This is a genomic window from Streptomyces sp. NPDC021020 (assembly GCF_044333285.1).
Taxonomy (GTDB): Bacteria; Actinomycetota; Actinomycetes; order Streptomycetales; family Streptomycetaceae; genus Actinacidiphila.
The window spans coordinates 582,745-606,954 of the sequence record NZ_JBIRQQ010000004.1 but is presented as its reverse complement, the minus strand read 5'-3'; the positions used below and the strand labels follow the sequence as shown (position 1 = coordinate 606,954).

The window sequence follows — 24,210 nt, the reverse complement described above, 5'->3', positions numbered from 1 at the left end:
GCGCGCGGGGCGGGCCGCCGGGCGGTGCACCCGGCGGCCCGCCCCGCCGCCGTCAGCAGCCGCAGCTGTAGTACAGGGCGTCCCAGTGGGTGCCCTCGTCGGCGTAGATGTTGCCGGAGGCGGCCTGCCACTGCGGGTAGCCGTCGCCGCGCAGGCCGATGTAGCTGAAGGCGTTGTGCACGTAGTTGGTCAGGCAGGTGTTCTTGCCGTAGTCGAGCTTGTAGCCGTTCCAGTGCGAGTAGGTGCCGCTGGCGTGGCCGGTCTCGGTGCCGCCGGTGATGTTGATGGCGCAGCCGCTCGCGTGCTTGAGGGTGACGGCGCCCTGGGCGGTGGCCTGGTTGAGCTGGTCGAAGGAGGTGCAGGTCGACACGTTGCGGTTGGAGCAGCCGCCGGACGAGGACCAGGTGATGCCGGCGGCCGAGAACATGGCCGTGGCCTGGGCGTGGGTGAGCTTGGTGGCCGCGAAGGCGTCGGTGGACGCGGCCACGCCGACGCCGGGGGCGAAGAGCGCGGTGGCGACGAGGGTGAGGGTGCTCAGCGCGGTACGGGCACGCAGTCGCATACGTTCCTCCTGCTGGTTCGGCTGGGATGGAAGTGCGTCGAAGTGGTGCGGGTGGCGCAGGAGGAGTGTGCCCGAGGTCTACGCGCGTCGCCAGACCTTTGAAGTGAACATGTCGTTACTGGGTGCCCGCCGTCGTCACCGGATGCCCGGCGGGGGATTCCCGCCGGGCACCGGGCTGCCGTACGCGGTGGTCACTCCTGCGGTTCGAGGCCCGCCCGCAGCAGCCCGTAGGCGTAGGCGTCGTCCAGCGCCTGCCAGCTCGCGGCGATGACGTTGTCCGCGACACCGACCGAGGACCACTCGGACTCGCCGTCGGTGGTGGTGATCAGCACCCGGGTCGTGGAGTCGGTGCCGCGGGTGCCTTCCAGGATGCGGACCTTGTAGTCGACGAGCGAGAAGTCGGCGAGCTTGGGGTAGATCCGCTCCAGCGCGTTCAGCAGCGCCCGGTCCAGCGCGTTGACCGGGCCGTTGCCCTCGGCGGTCGCGACGATCCGCTCCCCCTTGGCCCACAGCTTGACCGTCGCCTCGTTGGCGTGCACGCCGTCGGGGCGGTCCTCGGTGATGACCCGCCAGGACTCGGTACGGAAGAAGCGCCGCGGGCCGCCGTCGGTGTCGCGGTCCAGCTCGCCGCGCAGCAGCAGCGCGAAGGACGCGTCCGCCGCCTCGTACGTGTAGCCCTGCAGCTCGCGCTCCTTGACGCGGGCCACCACCCGGCCGACCAGCTCGCGGTCCTCGCCGAGGTCGATGCCCAGCTCGCGGCCCTTGAGCTCGATCGAGGCGCGGCCGGCCATGTCGGACACCAGCATCCGCATGGTGTTGCCGACCAGCTCGGGGTCGATGTGCTGGTAGAGGTCCGGGTCCACCTTGATCGCCGAGGCGTGCAGGCCCGCCTTGTGCGCGAAGGCCGACACCCCGACGTAGGGCTGGTGCGTGGACGGCGGCAGGTTGACGGTCTCGGCGACGGCGTGCGAGATGCTCGTCATCTTCGCGAGCGCGCCCTCGGGCAGCACCCGGCGGCCGTGCTTGAGCTCCAGCGCGGCGACGACCGGGAAGAGGTTGGCGTTGCCGACCCGCTCGCCGTAGCCGTTGACGGTGCACTGCACGTGCGAGGCGCCGGCGTCGACCGCGGCCAGCGTGTTGGCGACCGCGCAGCCGCTGTCGTCCTGCGCGTGGATGCCGAGCCGCGCGCCGGTGTCGGCGAGCACCAGGCCCGTCACGGCCTGCACCTGCGCGGGCAGCATCCCGCCGTTGGTGTCGCACAGCACCACCACGGCGGCGCCCGCCTCGTGCGCGGCCCGTACGACCGCGGTGGCGTACTCGGCGTTGGCGCGGTAGCCGTCGAAGAAGTGCTCGCAGTCCACGAACACCCGCCGGCCCTGGGCCACCAGGTACGAGACGGTGTCGGCGACCATCGCCAGGTTCTCGTCCAGCGTGGTGCGCAGCGCCAGTTCGACGTGCCGGTCGTGCGACTTGGCGACCAGTGTGATCACCGGCGCCCCCGAGTCGAGCAGCGCCTTGACCTGCGGGTCGTCCGCGGCCTTGCCGCCCGCCCTGCGGGTCGCGCCGAACGCCACGAGGGTGGCGTGTTTGAGGTCCAGTTCCTGGGCGGCGCGTGCGAAGAACTCGGTGTCCCGTGGGTTCGCCCCGGGCCAGCCGCCCTCGATGAACCCCACCCCGAAGTCGTCCAGGTGCCGGGCGATCGTCAGCTTGTCGGCGACGGTGAGGTTGATCCCCTCACGCTGGGCTCCGTCGCGCAGCGTGGTGTCGAACACGTGGAAGCTGTCGTGCGGTGCGGCAGTCATGGCTTGAGTAACTCCTGTCGGGTGGTGAGTGGGTTACCGCCCGAGGCTCCGGCCTCGGGCGGATCCAGCTCCACTTGCCCCCATCATCCCCCGTGCGTTTCCGCCTCCGGCGCGGGTGGTCCGGAAACGAAAAAACCTCTCGCGGATGCGAGAGGTCTGCACGCGGGTCTGGGACACGGTGGCGTTCCACTGGGGTCAGGGCAACGTCACTGCGGACCGGCGTGCTTGCTGCCAATAATGACGGCGAGATGCACGCGGTCAGTGTTGCACACTTCGCCGCTCCCGCCGCAGGGGTCTCACGATACGAGCGGAGCCCTACAGGGGCGCGGGGAACTGCGCGAGCAACCACCCACCGGCCGGTGGTCCGGTACGAACCGAACTGCCCCTTCGGGCCGGTGACGACGTGACGGCACGTCGTGGCTGGCCGCGCAGTTCCCCGCGCCCCTAAAAACGCTCGCCCTGCGCAGCAGGGGGCACCGTCAAGCGCTCACGCGCCGAGCGGGTGCATCCAGGCGTGGGGGTCCGGCGCCTGGCCGGTCTGGATGTCGAGGAGCGCGGCACGCAGCCGCATCGTGACCTCGCCCGGGGTGCCGTCGGCGACCAGCCAGTTCGCCCGGGTGGACTTCACGGAGCCGACCGGGGTGATGACCGCGGCCGTGCCGCAGGCGAAGACCTCCGTGAGGGTGCCGTCCTCCGTGTGGGCGCGCCAGTCGTCGACGCTGATGCGGCCCTCGGCCACCTCGTAGCCGAGGTCCGCGGCGATGCGCAGCAGCGAGTCGCGGGTGATGCCGGGGAGCAGGGAGCCGCTCAGCTCGGGGGTGACGATGCGGTTGCCGTACACGAAGTACAGGTTCATGCCGCCCATCTCCTCGATCCAGCGGCGCTCGATCGCGTCGAGCCACACGACCTGGTCGCAGCCGTGCTCGATGGCCTGGGCCTGGGCGACGAGGGAGGCCGCGTAGTTGCCGCCGGTCTTGGCGGCGCCGGTGCCGCCGGGGGCGGCGCGGACGTACTCCTCGGAGAGCCACACGGAGACGGGCTGGACACCGCCGGAGAAGTACGCGCCGGCCGGGGAGGCGATGACGACGAAGAGGTACTCGTCGGCCGGCCGCACCCCGAGGCCGACCTCGGTGGCGAACATGAAGGGCCGCAGGTAGAGCGAGGCCTCACCGGCGCTGGGGACCCAGCCGCGGTCCTGCCGGACGAGCACGTCGCAGGCCTCGATGAAGGTCTCGACCGGCAGCTCGGGCATCGCGAGGCGGCGGGCCGAGGCCTGGAAGCGCTCCGCGTTGGCCTCGGGGCGGAAGGTGGCGACGGACCCGTCGGGCTGCCGGTAGGCCTTGAGGCCCTCGAAGATGGTCTGCGCGTAGTGCAGCGTCATGTTCGCGGGCTCGATCGACAGCGGCGCGTACGGCACGAGCTGCGCGTCGTGCCAGCCGCGGCCCGCGGTCCACTTGATGGTGACCATGTGGTCGGTGAAGTGGCGTCCGAAACCGGGGTCGGCCAGGATCGCGTCGCGCTGGGCGACGGGCAGCGGGTGGGCGGACGGCTTCAGCTCGATCGTGGGCGTCGTCATGGTGTGTGTCCTTCAGGTGCGTCGTGTTCTGCTGCCGTGTCCCGCTGCCACCTGTGGCGCCCCGAGTGCTAGGACGTCCAAGTTTTAGGCCGTAACGCGGCCCCGCCTCCGATTATCGCAGTGGCGGGGCCGGGTACCTACCTCTGGTGCGCGGTCAGCCGGAAACCCGGGCGGCCAGCGCGTCGCCGATCTCGACGGTGGACCGGGCGGGCCCGCCGGTGCGCTCGGCGAGGTCGGCCTGGACCGCGGTGTCGATGCGGTCGGCCTCCGCGTCGTAGCCGAGGTGGCGCAGCAGCAGCGCCACGGACAGCACGGTCGCGGTCGGGTCGGCCTTGGACTGGCCGGCGATGTCCGGGGCCGAGCCGTGGACCGGCTCGAACATCGACGGGAATTCGCGGCCGGGGTTGATGTTGCCGCTCGCGGCGACGCCGATGCCGCCGGAGACGGCCGCGGCGAGGTCGGTGATGATGTCGCCGAAGAGGTTGTCGGTGACGATGACGTCGAACCGCTCGGGCTGGGTGACCAGGAAGATGGTCGCGGCGTCGACATGCAGGTAGTCGGTGCTGACCTCGGGGAATTCGCGGCCGACCTGCTCGAAGATCCGGGTCCACAGGTGGCCGGCGTGCACCAGCACGTTGTTCTTGTGCACCAGCGTGAGCTTCTTGCGCGGGCGGGCCTGCGCGCGGGCGTACGCGTCGCGCACCACGCGCTCGATGCCGAAGGCGGTGTTGAGGCTGACCTCGGTGGCGACCTCCTGCGGGGTGCCGACCCGGATCGCCCCGCCGTTGCCGGTGTAGGGGCCCTCGGTGCCCTCGCGGACGACGACGAAGTCGATCTGCGGGCTGCCCGCGAGGGGGGTGCCGACGCCCGGGTAGAGCTTGCTCGGGCGCAGGTTCACATGGTGGTCGAAGGCGAAGCGCAGCTTGAGCAGGAAGCCGCGCTCCAGCACGCCCGAGGGCACGGACGGGTCGCCGATGGCGCCCAGCAGGATCGCGTCGTGCTGCTTGAGCTGCTCCAGGTCCTCGTCGGTGAGGGTCTGCCCGGTGGCGTGGTAGCGCTTGGCGCCGAAGTCGAACTCCTTCGTCTCCAGCTTGGTGCCGGAGGGAAGGACGGCGGAGAGGACCTTGAGGCCCTCGGCGACCACTTCCTGGCCGATTCCGTCACCGGGGATCACTGCGAGGCTGAGGCTTCGAGACATGTCCGGCACCGTACTCCCCATCCCAGCCGGTGACATCCGATGTCCGCATGCCGGACATCGGCCGCCGACGGCCCGGTCAGGGGCGCGAGGTCGTGGCAGGGGGCGTGGGAGCGGGCGGGCTCAGTGGCTCTCGTGGCCGGTGCTGCCGCCGTTGTCACGGCGGTCCAGGCTGCGCTGGAGGGCGCGCAGGGCGTTCTGGCGGGCGGTGTCGTCCATGAGGGATCAACTCCTGGAGGAAAGCGGGGCAAGCCGGGAGAACGGGCGGAGGTACCGCGGGGACTGCCGTGGAGGGAGCAGAACGGGGCGGGGGTCCGGCCGCGGGGGTGACCCGCTCGGGAGGCCTGCTGGACGCGCGTCCGCCGCTCGCCGGATGGGCGAGACGTTCGACTTCTACAAAGCTAGGGCAGCCCGCTCGTCCTGTCGCCACAATTACTCGGACTTCCTACTATCTGAGACGGACGATCACCCGTTCGCGGACACCTGCGGTCGCGAACGGGTGATCGTCCCTCCGGGCGCCCCTGCGGCGCCGCAGGTCAGCCCATGTGCGGGTAGCGGTAGTCGGTGGGCGGCACCAGGGTCTCCTTGATGGCCCGGGTGGACGTCCAGCGCATCAGGTTCTGCGCGGCGCCCGCCTTGTCGTTGGTGCCCGACGCCCGGCCGCCGCCGAAGGGCTGCTGGCCGACGACCGCACCGGTCGACTTGTCGTTGACGTAGAAGTTGCCCGCCGCGTCCCGCAGCCGCTCCATCGTGTACGTCACCGCGGCCCGGTCCCGTGCGACGACCGACCCGGTCAGCGCGTAGTCCGCGACCGACTCCATCTGGTCCAGCATCGCCTCGTACGCGTCGTCCTCGTAGACGTGGACGCCCAGCACCGGACCGAAGTACTCCTGGGTGAAGACCTCGTTGTCCGGGTCGGTGCAGGCGAGCACGGTCGGGCGGACGAACCAGCCCACCGAGTCGTCGTACGTGCCGCCCGCGACGACCTCGACCGTCGGGTCGGCCTTGGCGCGGTCGATGGCGGCCTTGTTCTTGGCGAAGGCCCGCTCGTCGATGAGGGCGCCGACGAAGTTGGACAGGTCGGTCACGTCGCCCATCGTGATGCCGTCGACCTCGGCCGCGAAGTCCTCCTTGAAGCCGGACTCCCAGATCGAGCGCGGGATGTAGGCGCGCGAGGTCGCCGAGCACTTCTGGCCCTGGTATTCGAAGGCGCCGCGGGTCAGCGCGGTCTTGAGCACCGCCGGGTCGGCCGAGGGGTGGGCGACCAGGAAGTCCTTGCCGCCGGTCTCGCCGACGATCCGCGGGTAGGAGCGGTAGCGCCCGATGTTCTCGCCGACCGTGCGCCACAGGTGCTGGAAGGTCGGGGTGGAGCCGGTGAAGTGGATGCCGGCCAGCATCGGGTGCGGCAGCGCGGCCTCGGAGACGGCCAGGCCGTCGCCGGTCACCAGGTTGATGACGCCGTCGGGCAGGCCCGCCTCCCGCAGCACCCGCATGACCTGCACGGCCGAGTGGGTCTGGGTGGGCGAGGGCTTCCACACCACGACGTTGCCCATGAGGGCGGGCGCGGTGGGCAGGTTGCCGGCGATGGCGGTGAAGTTGAAGGGCGTGATCGCGTAGACGAAGCCCTCCAGCGGGCGGTGGTCCAGGCGGTTCCACACGCCGGGCGCGTTGGCGACCGGCTGCTCGGCGAGGATCTGCCGGGCGTAGTGGACGTTGAAGCGCCAGAAGTCGACCAGCTCGCAGGGGCTGTCGATCTCGGCCTGCTGCACGGTCTTGGACTGGCCGAGCATGGTGGAGGCCACCAGCGTCTCGCGCCACGGCCCGGACATCAGCTCGGCGGCGCGCAGGAAGACCGCGGCGCGCTCGTCGAAGGGCAGCGCCCGCCAGGCCGGGGCGGCGGCCAGCGCGGCGTCGATCGCGTCGCGCGCGTCGGCCTCGGTGGCGTTGGCGTAGGTGCCCAGCACCTGGCCGTGGTTGTGCGGCTGGACGACGTCGAAGCGCTCGCCGCCGCCCATCCGCTCGGCGCCGCCGATGGTCATCGGCAGCTCGACGGGGTGCGCGGCCAGCTCCTTGAGCTTGGCCTCCAGCCGGGCCCGCTCGGGGCTGCCGGGGGCGTAGGTGTGCACCGGCTCGTTGACCGGGGCGGGGACCTGGGTCACGGCGTCCATGGGGGATGTCTCCTCGGGGGGTCGGGCCGTCAGCGGCCGGCGGCGGGGGCGAAGGAGCGCAGGAAGAAGGCCAGGTTGGCGGGGCGCTCGGCGAGGCGGCGCATGAAGTAGCCGTACCAGTCTGCGCCGTACGGCACGTAGATCCGCATACGCTCGCCTTCGTCCGCGAGCCGCCGCTGCTCGGCGGTGCGGATGCCGTAGAGCATCTGGAATTCGTACGTTCCGGCGGTGCGGCCGTAGCGGGCGGCGAACTCCTGGGCGATGGCGATCATGCGCGGGTCGTGCGAGCCGACCATCGGGTAGCCGTCGCCGGCGAAGAGCGTGCGCAGCGCGCGCACGTAGGCCTTGTCGACGTCCCGCTTGCTCTGGAAGGCGACGTGGGCGGGCTCCTTGTAGGCGCCCTTGACGAGCCGCACCCGGGAGCCGGCGACGGCGAGCGCGCGGGCGTCCTCCTCGGTGCGGAAGAGGTACGACTGGAGGACCGCGCCGGTGCCGGGGTGCTCCTTGCGCAGCTCGGCGAGGATGGCGAGCGTGGAGTCCACGGTGGTGTGGTCCTCCATGTCGAGCGTCACCGTGGTGCCGGACTCGGAGGCCAGCTCGGCGACCGCCCGGACGTTCTCCAGCGCGATGTCGTGCCCGCCGCCGGGGAGCGCTTGGCCGAAGGCGGAGAGCTTGACCGACACCTCGGCGCGGTCGCCGAGCCGCTCGTCGCGCAGCGTCTCCAGCAGCCGCAGGTAGGCGTCGCGGGTCGCGGTGGCGGTGGCCTTGTCGGTGACGTCCTCACCGAGGTGGTCGAGGGTGACCTCGAGGCCGCTCGCGGTGAGGGCGCGGACGGTGTCGAGGGCGGGGTGCAGGGCGTCACCGGCGACGAACCGGTTCACCACCGGGCGGGTGACGGGCGCGGCGGCGACGACGCGGCGCATACGGTCGCTGCGCGAGGCGGCGAGCAACACGGGACCGAACACGAGGTCTCCTCCAGAACACGGCCGAAACGGCGGAATCGTCGGCGGACAGGCTCCGACACCGTGAATCTAGGCTTCTCCCCCGGACCGGACCATCGACACCTGTCACGCATCGCCCCGCCGTCCCTCATACAGATGTATGAGGGACAATGGCCGGGTGCGAGCTGAGTACGGGGACCACAGCGATCTCCAGGACCTGGTCGACGAGGTGTCGGCGCTGCTCGGCGCCCCCGCCACGCTGGAGGACCGGGATTTCCGGCTGATCGCCTTCGGGGTGCACGACAGCGAGGACGCCGCGGCGCTCGACCCGGTCCGCACCCGCTCCATCCTCACCCGGCACTCCACCGCGGAGGTCCGCGCCTGGTTCGAGCGGTACGGCATCGCGCGCGCCTCGGGACCGGTCCGGATCCCCGCCGCCCCCGACGCGGGCGTGGTGCGCGGGCGGCTGTGCCTGCCGGTGCGGCACTCCGGCTTCGTCTACGGCTACGTGTGGCTGCTGGACGAGGCCGAGCACTCCCCCGCGCAGCTGTCGGCCGCGATGGCGGTGGCCGGCCGGATCGGCGAGCGGCTCGCCGCGATGTCGCTGGCCGGGGCGGAGACCGGGCGGGCGCTGCGCGGGCTGCTGACCGCCGCCGGCCGCGCCGAGCGGGACACCGCCGAGGACGCGCTGCGGCTGGCCCTGGACCGCGACGCGGACGAGCCGCACGCGCTGGTGTGCGTACGCGCGCCCGCCGGGGAGTCGCCGGGTCCGCTGCCGGGGCTGCGGACCGTCCCCGCGGGCGCGGCGCTGGCCCGGGTGCCGGAGCGGGGGCGCGGCGAGCTGGTCGCGCTGCTGGTGCGGCTGCGCTCCCGGCAGGTGCTGGGCCCGGCCCGTACGGCCGCGGCCCGGCTGCTGGACGCGGTGGGCTCGCCGGGCGCAGTCGCCGGGATCGGGGCGGCGCGCGGCACCCTCGGCGAGCTGCCCGCGGCCTGGCGCGAGGCCACGTCGGCGGCGCGGGCCGCGCACGCGCAGGCCGAGCTGGGGCCGATCGCGAAGTGGTCGACACTGGGCCCCTACCGGCTGCTGACCGCGCTGCCCTCCGGGGCGCCGCCGGACCCCGCGGTCGCGCCGCTGCTCACCGACGACCACCACGAGCTGGCGTACACCGCCGAGGTCTTCCTCGACCACGCGGGCCAGGCCGGGCGCACGGCCACGGCGCTGGCCATCCACCGGCAGACGCTGTACTACCGGCTCTCCCGGATCGAGCAGCTCACCGGTCTCGACCTCGCCGACGGCGAGGCCCGGCTGCTGCTGCACATGGCCCTCAAGGCCGCCCGGCTCTGACGCCGGGAAACGCGCCGGCGCCGCCCCCTCGGCGGGAGGGGGCGGCGCCGGTGTCGCGTCGGGGGCTCAGTCGGTCAGGTTGACCGCGCGGGCCGAGGTGGCGCCGATCTCGCTCGCGATGTCGGTGAGCACGCCCGCCGGGATCGTCGAGTCGACGGTGAGGGCCACCAGCGCGTCGCCGCCGGCCGTCGAGCGGGCGACCTGCATGCCGGCGATGTTGACGCCGACCTCGCCGAGGATGCGGCCGATGGTGCCGACGACGCCGGGGCGGTCGGTGTAGCGCAGGAAGGCCATGTGGTCGGCGAGCGCGAGGTCCACGTCGTTGTCGTCGACCGCGACGATCTTCTGCAGGTGCTTGGGACCGGCCAGCGTGCCGGACACCGCGACCGCGGTGCCGTCGGCGAGCGTGCCGCGCACCGTCACCACGTTGCGGTGGTTGGGCGACTCCGAGCTGGTGGTCAGCCGCACCTCGACGCCGCGCTCCTGCGCGAACAGCGGCGCGTTGACGTAGCTCACGGTCTCGGCGACGACGTCCTCGAAGACGCCCTTGAGCGCGCTCAGTTCGAGGATCTTCACGTCGTGCTGGGTGACCTCGCCGTAGACCTCGACGTCGAGCCGGGCGGCGACCTCGCCGGCCAGCGCGGTGAAGATCCGGCCGAGCTTCTCGGCCAGCGGCAGCGCGGGCTTGACGTCCTCGGCGATGACACCGCCCTGGACGTTGACCGCGTCCGGGACCAGCTCGCCGGCGAGCGCCAGGCGCACCGACTTCGCGACGGCGATACCGGCCTTCTCCTGCGCCTCGTCGGTGGACGCGCCCAGGTGCGGGGTGGCCACGACGTTGTCGAACTGGAAGAGCGGCGAGTCGGTGCACGGCTCCTTGGCGAAGACGTCCAGGCCCGCGCCCGCGACCCGGCCCTCCTTGAGCGCCGAGGCCAGCGCCTCCTCGTCGACGATGCCGCCGCGGGCGGCGTTGACGATCCGCACCGAGGGCTTGACCTTGTGCAGCGCCTCGTCGCCGATGAGGCCCAGGGTCTCCGGCGTCTTGGGCAGGTGCACGGTGATGAAGTCGGACTGCTCCAGCAGCTCGTCCAGCGTCAGCAGCTTGACACCCATCTGGGCGGCGCGCGCGGGCTGCACGTAGGGGTCGTACGCGACGACGTTCATCCCGAAGGCCGACATGCGCTGGGCCACCAGGACGCCGATGCGGCCGAGGCCGACCACGCCGAGGGTCTTCTCGCTCAGCTCGACGCCGGTGTACTTGTTGCGCTTCCACTCGCCGTTCTTCAGCGCGGCGTTGGCCGGCGCGATGTTGCGGGCGGTGGCGACCAGCAGGCCGCAGGCCAGCTCGGCGGCGGTCACGATGTTGGAGGTCGGCGCGTTGACGACCATCACGCCGGCTTTGGTGGCGGCGGCGACGTCGACGTTGTCCAGACCGACGCCGGCCCGGGCGACGACCCGGAGTTTGCGGGCGGCGGCGATGGCCTCGGCGTCCACCTTGGTGGCGCTGCGGATCAGGATCGCGTCCACGTCGGCGATGGCGGGAAGCAGTTCGGCTCGGTCGGCACCGTTGCAGTGCCGGATCTCGAAGTCCGGCCCGAGCGCGTCCACCGTGGCCGGCGACAGCTCTTCTGCGATGAGTACGACAGGCTTCTGGCTCACGTGGTCCTCACTTGTCCTTCGTGGGCGGCCGAGTCCCGTACGACCGCTACCAGGGAGGTTTCGGGGGGCTTGCCGCGTGGAAGACGCACGACGCTGTGAGCCTGAACGCGCTTGTCAGAGCAGTGTATCGGCGGGGCGAATCCGCGCCTTCGCCGAAATGGAAGGATCACCCGGAGGGGTTGCGTCGCTTCGTACAAAGTGCGTACCAGATGGCGGTCAGCCACCGGTGCACGGTGCACACGGCACCGTGCGGACGCCACAAAGCGACGCAACCCGGGTGCGCGGCGCGGGGGCCGCGCGGGAGGCCTTACGCCTCGTCGTCCACCCAGCTCATGAGCTTGCGCAGCTTGCGGCCGGTGGTCTCCAGCAGGTGGTCACCGTCGGCCTTCTTGTACTCGTTGTACTTCGGCAGGCCGGCGTTGTACTCGGCGATCCAGTTGTTGGCGAAGGTGCCGTCCTGGATCTCGCCGAGGATCTTCTTCATCTCCGCCTTGGTGGCGTCGGTGATGATGCGCGGGCCGGTGACGTAGTCGCCCCACTCGGCGGTCTCGGAGACCGACCAGCGCATCTTCTCCAGGCCGCCCTCGTACATCAGGTCCACGATGAGCTTGAGCTCGTGCAGGCACTCGAAGTACGCGATCTCCGGCTGGTAGCCGGCCTCGACCAGGGTCTCGAAGCCCGCCTTGACCAGCGCGGAGGTGCCGCCGCACAGCACCGCCTGCTCGCCGAAGAGGTCGGTCTCGGTCTCCTCGGTGAAGGTGGTCTTGATGACGCCGGCGCGGGTGCCGCCGATGCCCTTGGCGTACGACAGCGCGAGCGCGAAGCCCTTGCCGGTCGCGTCCTGCTCGACGGCCGCGATGCACGGGACGCCGCGGCCCTCCTCGTACTGGCGGCGCACCAGGTGGCCCGGGCCCTTGGGGGCGACCATGCACACGTCGACACCGGCCGGCGGCTTGATGAAGCCGTAGCGGATGTTGAGGCCGTGGCCGAAGAAGAGGGCGTCGCCGTCCTTGAGGTTGTCCTTGATGGACTCCTCGTAGACCTTGGCCTGGATCGGGTCCGGCACCAGGATCATGATGACGTCGGCCTCGGCGGCGGCCTCGGCGACCGGCAGCACCTTCAGGCCCTGCTCCTCGGCAACCGTCTTCGACTTGGAGCCCTCGTGCAGGCCGACGCGCACGTCCACACCCGAGTCGCGCAGCGACAGCGCGTGGGCGTGGCCCTGGCTGCCGTAGCCGATGACCGCGACCTTGCGGCCCTGGATGATGGACAGGTCGGCGTCGTCGTCGTAGAACAGCTCGGCCACTTGGGGTTCTCCTTGTTTCGGGTTGTGCGGCCCACCGTACGTCGGGCGGGCGGATACGGGTTTTCGGGTCTCGCCATGCGGATCGGCGAGCGCGGGCGGGACCTACGGCGTCATGCCGAGCGGTCCAGCGCGCGGAGCGAGCGGTCGGTGATGGACCGGGCCCCGCGCCCGATGGCGATGGTGCCGGACTGGACCAGCTCCTTGATGCCGAACGGCTCCAGCATCTTGAGCATGGCCTCCAGCTTGTCGGCGGATCCGGTGGCCTCGACGGTGACCGCCTCGGGCGAGACGTCCACGGTCTTGGCGCGGAAGAGCTGGACGATCTCGACGACCTGGGAGCGCGTCTCGTTGTCGGCGCGCACCTTCACCAGGACGAGTTCGCGTGCGACCGCCGCGGCCGGGTCCAGCTCGACGATCTTCAGCACGTTGACCAGCTTGTTGAGCTGCTTGGTGACCTGCTCCAGCGGCAGTTCGTCGATGACGTTGACGACGATGGTGATCCGGGAGATGTCCGGGTGCTCGGTGGTGCCGACGGCGAGGGAGTCGATGTTGAAGCCGCGGCGGGAGAACAGCGCGGTGATCCTGGCCAGGACGCCCGGCTTGTTCTCCACCAGGACGGAGAGCGTGTGCTTGGACATATCTTCGTGCTTCCTTCTCTCGCTCTTCCGCGCGGTCAGTCGTCGAGGTCGTCGCTGAAGTCCGGGCGGACGTCCCGGGCGGCCATGATCTCGTCGTTGGAGGTGCCGGCCGCGACCATGGGCCAGACCATGGCGTCCTCGTGGACGATGAAGTCGACGACGACGGGCCGGTCGTTGATGGCGTTGGCCTCGGCGATGACCTTGTCGAGGTCGTCGGCGGACTCGCAGCGCAGGCCCACGCAGCCCATCGCGTCGGCCAGCTTCACGAAGTCCGGGACGCGGGTGCCGCGGTTGGTGATGGAGCCGACGCCCTGGGTGGAGCCGGGGACGTTCTCCGCGCCGGAGTGCAGCACGGTGTTGGAGAACCGCTCGCCGTAGAAGAGGTTCTGCCATTGGCGGACCATGCCCAGCGCGCCGTTGTTGATGACGGCGACCTTGATCGGGATGCCGTTGAGCGCGCAGGTGACCAGTTCCTGGTTGGTCATCTGGAAGCAGCCGTCGCCGTCGATCGCCCACACCGTGGCGTCCGGCCGGCCGGCCTTGGCACCCATCGCGGCGGGCACGGCGTAGCCCATGGTGCCGGCGCCGCCGGAGTTGAACCAGGTGCCCGGCTGCTCGTACTTGATGAACTGCGCGGCCCACATCTGGTGCTGGCCGACACCCGCGGCGAAGAGGGTGCCCTCCGGGGCGAGCTGCCCGATCCGCTCGATGACCTGCTGCGGGGCGAGGCTGCCGTCCGCGGGGACGTCGTAGCCGAGCGGGTAGGTGTTGCGCCAGAAGTTCAGGTGGTTCCACCACTCCGAGTAGTCGCCCTTGTGGCCGGACTCGTGCTCGGCCTGGACGGCCACGATCAGGTCGGCCAGCACCTCGCGGGCGTCGCCGACGATCGGCACGTCGGCGGTCCGGTTCTTGGAGATCTCGGCCGGGTCGATGTCGGCGTGCACGACCTTGGCGTTGGGCGCGAAGGTGTCCAGCCGGCCGGTGACGCGGTCGTCGAAGCGGGCGCCGAGCGCGACGATCAGGTCCGACTTCTGCAGCGCGGTGACCGCCGAGACGTCGCCGTGCATACCGGGCATGCCGACGTGCTGCGGGTGGCTGTCGGGGAAGGCGCCGAGCGCCATCAGGGTCGTGGTGACCGGGGCGCCGGTCAGCTCGGCGAGGATCTTCAGCTCCGCGGTCGCGTGCGCCTTGATCACGCCGCCGCCGACGTAGAGGACCGGGCGGCGGGACTCGTTGATCAGCCGGGCGGCCTCGCGGATCTGCTTGGCGTGCGGCTTGGTCACCGGGCGGTAGCCGGGCAGGTCCTGCTGCGGCGGCCAGGAGAAGGTCGTCTGGTTCTGCAGCGCGTCCTTGGCGATGTCGACCAGGACCGGGCCGGGGCGGCCGGTGGAGGCGATGTGGAAGGCCTCGGCGATGGTGTGCGGGATGTCGGCGGGGTCGGTCACCAGGAAGTTGTGCTTGGTGACCGGCATGGTGATGCCGCAGATGTCCGCTTCCTGGAAGGCGTCGGTGCCGATGGACTTCGACGCGACCTGGCCGGTGATGGCGACGATCGGCACCGAGTCCATGTGCGCGTCGGCGATCGGCGTGACCAGGTTGGTCGCGCCCGGTCCGGAGGTCGCCATGCACACCCCGACCCGGCCGGTGGCCTGCGCGTAACCGGTGGCCGCGTGCCCCGCGCCCTGCTCGTGCCGGACCAGGACGTGGCGGACCTTGGAGGAGTCCATCAGCGGGTCGTACGCCGGCAGGATCGCGCCGCCCGGGATGCCGAACACCGTGTCGACGCCTACGGCCTCGAGGGAGCGGATGAGCGCCTGCGCACCCGTCATGCGCTCGGCGGTGGCGGCGGCGGGAACCGCGGTGCGGGTCCGCGGCTGCGGATGGTGGGACCCGGTGGCCTGCTCGGTCATCTGCGTTCTCTTCTCTCGAAGATGAGGGTGGTGAAGTGGGGGCGGTGGGCTCGTCGGCCGGTCGCCGGACAACAAAAAACCCCTCGTGCCGTGAGGCAAGCGAGGGGAGCGCGCCGGTGCGAGTGCGAGGCGTAGATGCCTCGGTCAGCCGACGCGCTTTCCAAGTACGAGAATTCGGGTGCGCATGGCTTCGACCTTCCTCCGGCCCCCCGGGGGGTGTCAAGCGGGTGGGACACGCGTCTCACTATGTGATCGGCAGGAGGGGAGCTGGACGGTGCGCTGGGCGACCTGCTCACGTGCGGATTCCTGGGGTACGGGGCGGCCGCCGTCGGGGCCGCCGCGGCGGTCCGGATCACCCGGCAGAGGGTATCCGCCGCGGGTCAGCGAGCCGCGCAGCCGGTGCTCGTCCAGCAGCCCGGAGAAGGCCATGCCCTGGCCCTGGCCGCAGCCCATCTCGCGCAGCGCGTGCACCTGCTCCGGGCGGTCCACCCCGTCGGCGACGGTGCGCAGCCCCAGGTCGGCGGCCATCCGCAGCAGCCCGCGGGTGATCGTGCGCAGCCGCGGGGAGTCGGCCATGCCCTCGACGAAGAGCCGGTCGAGCTTGACGGCGTCCACCGGGAGGGTGCGCAGCGCGCCGAGGGCGGCGTGGCCGGTCCCGAAGCCGCCGAGCGCGACGCGTACGCCGGTGCGCCGCAGCTGCCGCAGCCGCCGCTCCAGCTCGTCCAGCGCCACGCCGGGGGCGCCGCCGGTCAGCTCCACGACCAGGGCGCCGGGCGGCAGCCCGTACCGCTCCAGCAGGCCCTCGACGGCGCCGGGCGGCAGGTCGCGGTGCAGCAGCCGCAGCGCGGACAGCTTGACGGTGACGGGCACCCGGTGGCCCGCGCCGTGCCGCAGCGCGGCCTGCGCGACGGCCTGCTCCAGCTGCCAGCGGCCCAGCTCCGCGGTGCGGTCGGTGTCCTCGGCGGCCTGCAGGAATTCCGCGGGGGTGAAGAGGATGCCCTGCGAGGACCGCCAGCGCGCCTGCGCCTCGACGCCCGCGATGCGGCCGCCGGACAGCTCCACGACCGGCTGGTGCAGCAGGGTGAACTCGCCGTCGTGCAGCGACCGGTGCAGCCGGGTGGCCATCTCCGTGCGGCGTACGGCGGCGGCCCGCAACTGCGGGGCGTACACCTCGACGCGGCCCTTGCCGGCCTGCTTGGCGCGGTACATCGCCAGGTCGGCGTCGCGCATCAGCTCGCCCGCGGAGCCGCCGGGCTCGCCGAAGGCGATGCCGATGCTGGCGCCGACCCGTACCTCGCCGCCGTCCACCCGGTAGGGCTCGCACAGCGCGGCGCGCAGCCGCTCGGCGATCTCGGCGGTCTGCTCCTCGTCGGCGCCGCACACCAGGACGGCGAACTCGTCGCCGCCGAGCCGGGCGGCGGTGTCGCCGGCCCGCAGGGCGCCCTGGAGGCGGCGCGCGGCCTGGGTGAGCAGGTGGTCGCCGGCCTGGTGGCCGATCGAGTCGTTGACGCCCTTGAAGCCGTCGAGGTCGACGTAGAGGACCGCGGACCGGTCGTCCCCCGGGCGGCGGCCGGCCAGCGCCTTGCCGACCCGGTCCAGGAACAGGGCGCGGTTGGGCAGGTCGGTGAGCGGGTCGTGGGAGGCGTTGTGCTGCAGCTGGGCCTGCAGGCGGACGCGCTCGGTGACGTCCCGGCTGTTGAAGATGAGGCCGCCCTGGTAGCGGGTGACGCTGGACTCCACGTTGAGCCAGCCGTCCTCGCCGCCGCCCGGGCCGCCGCGCCTTCCGGACCGGATGCGGCACTCGATGCGGGTGGCGGACTCCTCGCCCGGCGGGGCGGCGAGGAAGCGGCGCACCTCGTGCACGACCCTGCCGAGGTCGTCGGGGTGGATGTGGGCGGACAGCTCGGTGCCGACCATCTCCTCCGGATCGCGCCCGTAGACACCCGCGGAGGCGGGGCTGACGTAGCGCAGCACGCCGGTGGGCGCGGCGATCATGATGACGTCGCTCGACCCCTGGACCAGGGAGCGGAAGTGGTTCTCCTTCTGGGCCAGCTCCTGGGTGAGCGCGATGTTGTCCAGCAGCATGATGGCCTGCCGGACCACCAGGGCGAGGACCACGGTGCTGCCGGTGAGCAGCACGACCTTGTCGCACTTCTCGCCGGTGATCATGTCGTAGAGGATGCCGAGGGTGCAGACCGCCGCCGCGAGATACGGGGTGAGCGCGGCGAGCGAGCCCGTCACCCGGCGGGTGGTGACGCTCGGGCGCAGCAGCGGCAGCTCGTGGCGGCCGACCCAGGGCGCGTACGCCATGAGCATGCTGCCGGCGAACCAGCCGGCGTCCAGGATCTGGCCCGAGTGGTAGTGCTCGCGCAGCAGCGGCGAGGTGAACAGCGCGTCGCACAGCACCGTGAGGGCGAGCGCGGCCAGCGCGGTGTTGACGGCCGCGCGGTTGGCGGCGGAGCGGCGGAAGTGCAGGGCCAGGACCATGCTCACGAGCACGATGTCCAGCAGCGGGTAGGCCAGCGACAGGGCGACCTTGGCGGTGCTCGGGCCGTCGTAGGTGGCCGCGCGGGCGAGCGCCAGGCTCCAGGACAGCGTGAGCAGCGAGCCGCCGATGAGCCAGGTGTCCAGGGCCAGGCAGATCCAGCCGGCCTTCGTCACCGGCCGCTTGGCGAGCACCAGCAGGCCGATCACGGCGGGCGGCGCGAAGAGCAGGAAGCAGAAGTCGGCGGGCGACGTCTGCGGGACGGGGCGGCCGAGCACCACCTCGTACCACCCCCACACGGCATTGCCGAGGGCGGCCATCAGCGAGGACACCGCGAAGAGCACCCATGCGGCCCGGTGGCCGGGGGCGCATCTGCGGGCGTGCAGCAGCATCGAGACGGCGGCGGCCGCGGCGGCGGCCGACAGCCCGAAGTCGCCCATGAAGGCGGCCACCTGCCCGGTGCCCCAGCCGAGCACCGCGCCCGTGGTGTAGCCCGCGCACGCCAGGCCGAGCAGGAGCTGCGGCAGCAGGCCGCCGCCGGCGCGCGACGGGGATCCGGCGAGCACCGCGCCGGTGGTGGTCACCTCGCGGTCCCGTACGCCGGGGCCGGCGGGCGCGCGGGGCGCCGCCGGTGCCCGGGGCACAGCGGACGTCCGGCGCGCGGCCGGCCGGGTCGTGCGGTGCGCTGGGTGTGCCCGCCGGGGAACCGCCTCGGTCCGTCCATCGCCCGTCGCCCCCTCACTCGCTCGTCGTTCCCTCGCCGCGGTCGTCTGCTCCGCACGCGGCGCCCCGCTTCGGGACGATACACCAGAATCGTCACTCAGCGATAGGGCCTCTCTACTGAGCGTAACCACATGGGGGTGGCCGCACACCCGCCGCAGTCGGCCGGTGCCGCAGCGCGGTGGGCGGTCCGCTCAGCCGGTCACCTGGACGACGTTCGCGAGGTCCTCCCCGCTTGCGAACCTGGCCAGTTGGGCGCGGATCAAACGCTGGGCGCGGGGCAGGAACGCCGACGTGCTGCCGCCGACGTGCGGGCTGATCAGAACGCCCGGCGCGTGCCACAGCGGGTGCCCGGCGGGCAGCGGCTCGGGGTCGGTGACGTCCAGGGCCGCCGTCAGCCGCCCCGTCGCGGTCTCGGCCAGCAGCGCCCCGGTGTCGACGACCGCGCCGCGCGCGACGTTCACCAGCAGCGCGCCGTCCTTCATCGCGGCGAGGAAGTCGCGGCCCGCCAGGCCCCTGGTCTGCTCGGTCAGCGGCGTGGTGAGGACCACGACGTCGGCCTGCGGCAGCAGCGCCGGCAGGTCGGCCAGCGCGTGCACGGGCCCGCGCGCGGAGCCGCGGGCGCTGCGCGCGACCCGGGTGACCTCGACCTCGAAGGGCACCAGCCGGTCCTCGACCGCGGCTCCTATGGCGCCGTAGCCGACGATCAGCACCCGGCGGTCGGCCAGCGCCGGGTAGAAGCCGCCGTACCACTTCTCGTCGTCCTGGCCGCGGACGAAGCGCGGGATGCCGCGCAGCGAGGCCAGGACGAGCGCGAGGGTCAGCTCCGCGGTGCTCGCCTCGTGCACCCCGCGCGCGTTGCACAGGCGCACGCCCGGCGCGAAGTGGTGCAGGTGCGGCGTGATGTGGTCCACACCGGCGCTCAGGGTCTGGATGACGCGCACCGAGGTCATGTGCGGCAGCGGCAGCGCGCCGGCGTCCGCCCCCTTCATGTACGGCACGACGTAGAAGGCGGCCTCCGCGGGATCGGCGGGGAAGTCCCCGGTGCCGTCCCAGTGGACGTAGTCGAAGGTGTCGGGCAGTCCGTCGATCTCCTCGGGCGGCAGGGACAGCCACACCTGCGGCCGGGGTCCTGCCGCGGGGTCCTGGGTGATGTCGTTCATGGCCAGGAGGCTATGGCACACCCCCCGGCGGCCGGGAGCCCCGGCCGGTGGCGGCGTTCTGCGGGCGGCGCGGGCGGCCGTGTGCTTGGCTGGGGGCGGACGGGGAGAACATGATCGCGGCGGACGATGGGCGAGGGCAGACGGTGAGCACAGGGCGTCGGGGCCGGGCGCACAGGGTCGTGCGCGGGGCGGCGGTGGCAGCGGCGGCCGCGCTGCTGGCCGCGGGGTGCTCGGGAGGCGGGACACCGCCGGGCCTGCAGACGCCGTCGGCGTCGCATTCCAAAGGCGCGCCGACCGCGTCCACCGCCGCGACCACCGGCGCCTCGCCGAGCCCCTCGGCCACCCCGACCACGCCCGCCGCGGCCGCCACCGGCAGCGCGAAGGCCGAGGCGACGGTCGCCACGAAGCTCGCCGCGCCCTGGGGCGTGGCCCAGCTCGCCGACGGCACGCTGCTCGTGGGCTCGCGCGACACCGGGAAGGTCACCCTCGTCGACCCGGAGAAGGGCACGACCGCGCTGGCCGGCACCGTCCCCGGCGTCACCCACACGCAGGGCGGCGAGAACGGCCTGCTCGGACTCGCCCTCTCCCCCGACTTCGGCACCGACCACCTGGTCTACGCGTACTTCAGCACCGACTCCGACAACCGCATCGCGCGGATGCTGTACGACCCCGCGCGGTCGGCGGGCGACCAGCTCGGCGCCCCCGACACGATCCTGCGCGGCATCCCCACCGGCTCGCTCCACAACGGCGGGCGCATCGCCTTCGGCCCCGACGGCATGCTCTACGCCGGGACGGGCGAGACCGGGGACCGCGGGCTCGCCCAGGACATGTCGTCGCTGGGCGGCAAGATCCTGCGGATGACGCCCGACGGGCAGCCCGCGCCGGACAACCCCGTCTCCGGCTCCCTCGTCTACTCCCCCGGCCACCGCAACGTCCAGGGCCTCGCCTGGGATCCCGAAGGCCACCTGTGGGCCTCGGAGTTCGGCCAGGACACCTGGGACGAGCTCAACCTCATCGAGCCCGGCAAGAACTACGGGTGGCCCGTGGTCGAGGGCATCGCGCACCGCGCGGGGTACGTGGACCCCGTCGCCCAGTGGCACACGGACGAGGCCTCGCCCAGCGGCATCGCCTACGCGGCGGGCTGCATCTGGATGGCCTCGCTCAAGGGCGAGCGGCTGTGGCGCATCCCCCTCGACGGCACGAAGGCGGCTGCCGCGCCGCAGGCGTTCTTCGTCAAGACGTACGGCCGGCTGCGGACGGTGGTGGCCGTCGACGACCACACCCTGCTCGTGACGACGAGCAACACGGACGGGCGCGGGACGCCCAAGCCGGGCGACGACCGCATCCTCCGCGTCTCCGTGAGCTGAACGTTTCGCTTCGGGCTGCCACTTGCGGTGACCCGCGCGACCTTCCCCCGGCGGGTGGTTGCGCGCGCAGTTCCCCGCGCCCCTGGTTTGTCCCCTGCGCGGCATAGGCGAGCCCCTTCGGGCGCTTCCCCCGCGGGGGCTGGTCTTTCAGGGGCGCGGGGAACTGCGCGCTCAGCCCCCACCGGGGGAAAGACACCGTGCCACGCCACGTGGCAATCACCCAGGGGCGCGGGGAGCTGCGCGACCAGCCCACCGCCGGGGAAAGGTCGCGCGGGTCACCGCAAGTGGCACCCCGTAGCGGAAAACGCTCAGCCCGCGGCAGCGAAGAGGTGGAGGCGGTGGGCGAGGGCGGCGGCCTCGCCGCGGGTGGCGACGGCGAGTTTGGCCAGGATGTTCGACACGTGCACGCTCGCCGTCTTCGGCGAGATGAAGAGCTCCTCGGCGATCTGCCGGTTCGTGCGCCCGTCGGCGACGAGCCGCAGCACATCGCGCTCCCGGGCCGTCAGGCCCAGCGCTCCGGCCGGGTCGGCGGGCTCGGCCGGAGCCGCCGGGGCGGCGGGGGCGTCGAGGAGGAGCCTGGCCCGCGCGGCGAGCGCGGCCACTTCCGCGGCCAGCGGCTTCGCGCCGAGCGCGGTGGCGGCGTCGTGCGCGAGGGCCAGCAGGAGACCTGCGGCCTCGCGGGTGTCGGGCCCGCGGCCGAGCAGCGCCTCCGCGTGCCGGTAGCGCACCGCGGCAAGCTCCACGGGCCGTTCCTCCGCCGCGAACGCGGCCTCCGCGGCGGCCCACAGCTCGGGCTCGTGGCGCCCCTCCGCACGGGCCAGCTCCGCCTCGACGCGCAGCGCGTACGCCTTGTGGACGGGCGCGGGCCGCGCGGTCTCGCGGGCGGCGGCGCGGATCCGCTCCAGGACGTGCCCGCGCGCCGGGTCGCCGGTGAGCGGCCACGGCCCGTCCGCCTCGGCGGCGGCGCCGTCGGCGAGCAGCGGCCAGGCGTAGCGGGCGGTCCCGTTGGGGAATCCGGTGTCGATCGCGGCGAGCAGCCGCTGCCGCGCCTCCTCGTACCGCCCCTGGGCGGCGGCGAGTCGCAGGCCCAGGCCGCGCAGCGGGATCTGGTGCTGCGGCTGGGTGTCGTAGCGCAGTCCCTCGGTGGCGAAGGCGAGGTGTTGCTCGGCCCTGTCGGTGTCGCCGACGGCGAGCGCGAGGAAGCCCTGGAACGTCTCCACGCCCGCGCACATCACGCTGCCCTCGACGGTCTGGGCCCGGCGGGCGGCCGCGAGCTTGACCGCGGCCTCGTCGAAGCAGCCCTGCATGAGCAGGGATTCGCCCTCGTTGGCGAGCAGCCAGGAATGCGTGGCGTTGGCCACGTGGCCCGCGACGCGTTCCTGCCCCTCGCGGCTGATCCGGACCGCCTGCGAGGAGCGGCCGGCGCCCTCCAGGGCGGAGGACAGATTGCCGTAGGTGCGCGATATCAGCCGCGGCGCGCCCCAGTCGGTGATCTGCCGGCGCACCTCCTCGACGACCGCGATGCCGCCGTCGACGTCCCCGGCGTCGGACTGGAGCAGGCCGAGGGTGACGCGGGCGTGCAGTTCGGTGTCCCGAGCCCCGCTGGTCTTCGCCAGCTCGGCGGCCTGGCCGGCGATGGCGGTGCCTTCGGCGCCGGACTTGTGGACCATGATCCAGCCGGCGATCCGCACCAGCACCTCGGCGTGCGTCGCCGACGGCGGCAGCCCGCGGACGAGTTCGCGGGCCCTGGCCAGTTCCTCCCAGCCGTCGCTGCGGCCCAGACTCTCCGCGGCGTAGGCACGCTGCGCCCAGAACCACGCGGCCCGCAGCGGATCGGGGCTGCCGATGCGCTCCATCAGCCGCAGCGCCCGCTTGGCCATCGTGTACGAGCGCTCCTGCTCACCGCTGAGCCGGGCGGCCACGGTGATCTCGGCGAGCAGGTCGACGAGGTCCAGCGGCTGGTCGGTGGGGCAGTCGCAGGGGGGATACGCCTCGGTGTAGTCGGTGGGGCGCAGCTCGGCGCGTACGTCCGCGGGCGCGTCGTCCCACAGTTCGAGCGCGCGCTCCAGCAGCCGGAACTGCTCGGCGTAGGCATGCCGGTGCCGCGCCTCGACGGCGGCGCTGAGCGCCGCGGGCAGCGCGCGGCCGGTGTCGTGGGCGGCGTACCAGTAGTTGGCCAGCCGCGCGGCCCGCTCGTCGGCGGGCACCAGCGCCGGGTCGGCCTCGACGGCCTCGGCGTACCGCCGGTTGATACGGCTGCGCTCGCCGGGCAGCAGGTCGTCGCCGACCGCCTCGCGTACCAGGGAGTGGCGGAAGCGGTAGCCCTCGCCGCTGTCGGTGGGCAGCAGGATGTTCGCACCCACCGCGGCGCGCAGCACGTCCAGCAGGTCGTCCTCGCACAGCCCGGTCACGGCCGCGAGCAGCCGGTATTCGACGGTGCTGCCGCCCTCGGCGACGAACTTCGCCACCCGCTGGGCGTCCTCCGGCAGCGCCTCCACCCGGACGAGCAGCAGGTCGCGCAGCGAGTCGCTCAGGCCCGTCGCGCAGCCGAGGCCCAGGCTGCACGCCAATTCCTCGACGAAGAAGGGGTTGCCGTCCGAGCGCTCGAAGACCCGGTCGACGACCGTCTCGTCCGGCGCGTCCGGCAGGATCGCGATCAGCTGGCTGCGGACCTCCGCGCGGGTGAAGCGCGACAGCTCCAGACGCTCGACCCGGCGCAGCCGGTCGGTCTCGGCGAGGAAGGGGCGCAGCGGGTGCCGGCGGTGGATGTCGTCCGCCCGGTACGTCGCCGCGATCAGCACCCGGGAGCGCTGCAGCGAGCGGAAGAGGTACGCGAGCAGCTCGCGGGTGGAGCGGTCGGCCCAGTGCAGGTCCTCGACGACCACGACGACCGTACGGTCCTCGCCGAGGCGCTCCAGCAGGCGGACGGTGAGCTCGAACAGCCGGGCGCGGCCGTCCTCGTCGTAGGCCTCGCGCAGGGCGCCGTCCGGGCTCGCCAGCTCCGGGAGCAGCCGCGCCAGTTCGGCCTGCTGGCCGGCCGCGGCGGCGGTCAGCTCGGGCCCGAGCTGGCGGTAGAGGTCGCGCAGCGCGCCGGAAACCGGGGCGAAGGGCAGGCCCTCCGCGCCGATCTCCACGCAGGCGCCCAGCGCGGTGACCGCCCCGGCGCTGCGGGCGGCGGCCAGGAACTCCTCCGTCAGCCGCGTCTTGCCGACGCCGGCCTCGCCACCGATCAGCACGGCCTGCGACTCGCCCGTGTGCGCCACCGCCAGCGCCGAGGCGAGCCGCGTCAGCTCGGCGTCCCGGCCGATGAAAACGGGGCTGAACGACTGCGTCTGCACGCCCCCGAGCATGTCACGCCCGGGGGCGGTGCCGA

General features: G+C 72.8%; 15 protein-coding genes. 2 read left to right on the top strand and 13 right to left on the bottom strand.

Going from position 1 to position 24,210, the window contains the following annotated elements; translation table 11 throughout:
* Nucleotides 1–52 precede the first annotated feature (52 nt).
* From ACH4SL_RS14370 to ACH4SL_RS14345, 6 genes are all read right to left on the bottom strand, one after another.
* Nucleotides 53–562: a hypothetical protein gene (locus ACH4SL_RS14370; protein WP_398445017.1), complete on the bottom strand. Its 510-nt coding sequence runs from the start codon at nt 560–562 to the stop codon at nt 53–55.
* A gap of 191 nt (nt 563–753) precedes the next feature.
* Nucleotides 754–2,364 carry a citramalate synthase gene (gene cimA, locus ACH4SL_RS14365; RefSeq protein ID WP_398445014.1) on the bottom strand — a complete coding sequence of 537 codons (1,611 nt, stop codon included), beginning with the start codon at nt 2,362–2,364 and terminating at the stop codon, nt 754–756.
* Between the two features lie 487 nt (nt 2,365–2,851).
* Nucleotides 2,852–3,940, bottom strand: a complete 1,089-nt coding sequence (locus ACH4SL_RS14360; protein ID WP_398445012.1) for a branched-chain amino acid aminotransferase — start codon at nt 3,938–3,940, stop codon at nt 2,852–2,854.
* 154 nt (nt 3,941–4,094) lie between these two features.
* A complete protein-coding gene (locus ACH4SL_RS14355) occupies nt 4,095–5,138 on the bottom strand; it encodes a 3-isopropylmalate dehydrogenase (RefSeq protein ID WP_398445010.1) in 1,044 nt (347 codons plus the stop codon).
* 533 nt (nt 5,139–5,671) lie between these two features.
* Complete coding sequence (pruA, locus tag ACH4SL_RS14350; protein ID WP_398445008.1) at nt 5,672–7,303, bottom strand: L-glutamate gamma-semialdehyde dehydrogenase; 1,632 nt, start codon at nt 7,301–7,303, stop codon at nt 5,672–5,674.
* A 29-nt stretch (nt 7,304–7,332) separates the two neighbouring features.
* The gene (locus ACH4SL_RS14345) at nt 7,333–8,268 is read right to left on the bottom strand and encodes a proline dehydrogenase family protein (protein ID WP_398445006.1); all 936 of its coding nucleotides are present in this window, start codon (nt 8,266–8,268) and stop codon (nt 7,333–7,335) included.
* 136 nt (nt 8,269–8,404) lie between these two features.
* Between ACH4SL_RS14345 and ACH4SL_RS14340 the strand changes: the two genes are divergently transcribed.
* Nucleotides 8,405–9,589: a PucR family transcriptional regulator gene (locus ACH4SL_RS14340; protein ID WP_398445004.1), complete on the top strand. Its 1,185-nt coding sequence runs from the start codon at nt 8,405–8,407 to the stop codon at nt 9,587–9,589.
* Nucleotides 9,590–9,655: 66 nt separating this feature from the next.
* Here ACH4SL_RS14340 and serA read toward each other — a convergent pair whose 3' ends face one another.
* The 6 genes from serA to ACH4SL_RS14310 form a co-directional block, all read right to left on the bottom strand.
* A complete protein-coding gene (gene serA, locus ACH4SL_RS14335) occupies nt 9,656–11,248 on the bottom strand; it encodes a phosphoglycerate dehydrogenase (RefSeq protein WP_398445002.1) in 1,593 nt (530 codons plus the stop codon).
* A 307-nt stretch (nt 11,249–11,555) separates the two neighbouring features.
* Nucleotides 11,556–12,554, bottom strand: coding sequence for a ketol-acid reductoisomerase (ilvC, locus tag ACH4SL_RS14330; protein WP_398445000.1), 999 nt, complete (start codon nt 12,552–12,554; stop codon nt 11,556–11,558).
* Between the two features lie 110 nt (nt 12,555–12,664).
* On the bottom strand, nt 12,665–13,192 hold the full coding sequence (gene ilvN, locus ACH4SL_RS14325; RefSeq protein WP_398444998.1) for an acetolactate synthase small subunit: 528 nt from the start codon (nt 13,190–13,192) through the stop codon (nt 12,665–12,667).
* Nucleotides 13,193–13,227: 35 nt separating this feature from the next.
* A complete protein-coding gene (locus ACH4SL_RS14320) occupies nt 13,228–15,102 on the bottom strand; it encodes an acetolactate synthase large subunit (RefSeq protein ID WP_398444995.1) in 1,875 nt (624 codons plus the stop codon).
* Between the two features lie 219 nt (nt 15,103–15,321).
* A complete protein-coding gene (locus ACH4SL_RS14315; RefSeq protein WP_398444993.1) occupies nt 15,322–18,171 on the bottom strand; it encodes a putative bifunctional diguanylate cyclase/phosphodiesterase in 2,850 nt (949 codons plus the stop codon).
* 330 nt (nt 18,172–18,501) lie between these two features.
* Nucleotides 18,502–19,470 carry a 2-hydroxyacid dehydrogenase gene (locus ACH4SL_RS14310; protein ID WP_398444991.1) on the bottom strand — a complete coding sequence of 323 codons (969 nt, stop codon included), beginning with the start codon at nt 19,468–19,470 and terminating at the stop codon, nt 18,502–18,504.
* 110 nt (nt 19,471–19,580) lie between these two features.
* Between ACH4SL_RS14310 and ACH4SL_RS14305 the strand changes: the two genes are divergently transcribed.
* Complete coding sequence (locus ACH4SL_RS14305; protein WP_398444989.1) at nt 19,581–20,837, top strand: PQQ-dependent sugar dehydrogenase; 1,257 nt, start codon at nt 19,581–19,583, stop codon at nt 20,835–20,837.
* Between the two features lie 308 nt (nt 20,838–21,145).
* On the opposite strand, the gene ACH4SL_RS14300 is transcribed toward ACH4SL_RS14305, so the two are convergent.
* Nucleotides 21,146–24,187, bottom strand: a complete 3,042-nt coding sequence (locus tag ACH4SL_RS14300) for a BREX system ATP-binding domain-containing protein (RefSeq protein WP_398444987.1) — start codon at nt 24,185–24,187, stop codon at nt 21,146–21,148.
* Nucleotides 24,188–24,210 lie beyond the last annotated feature (23 nt).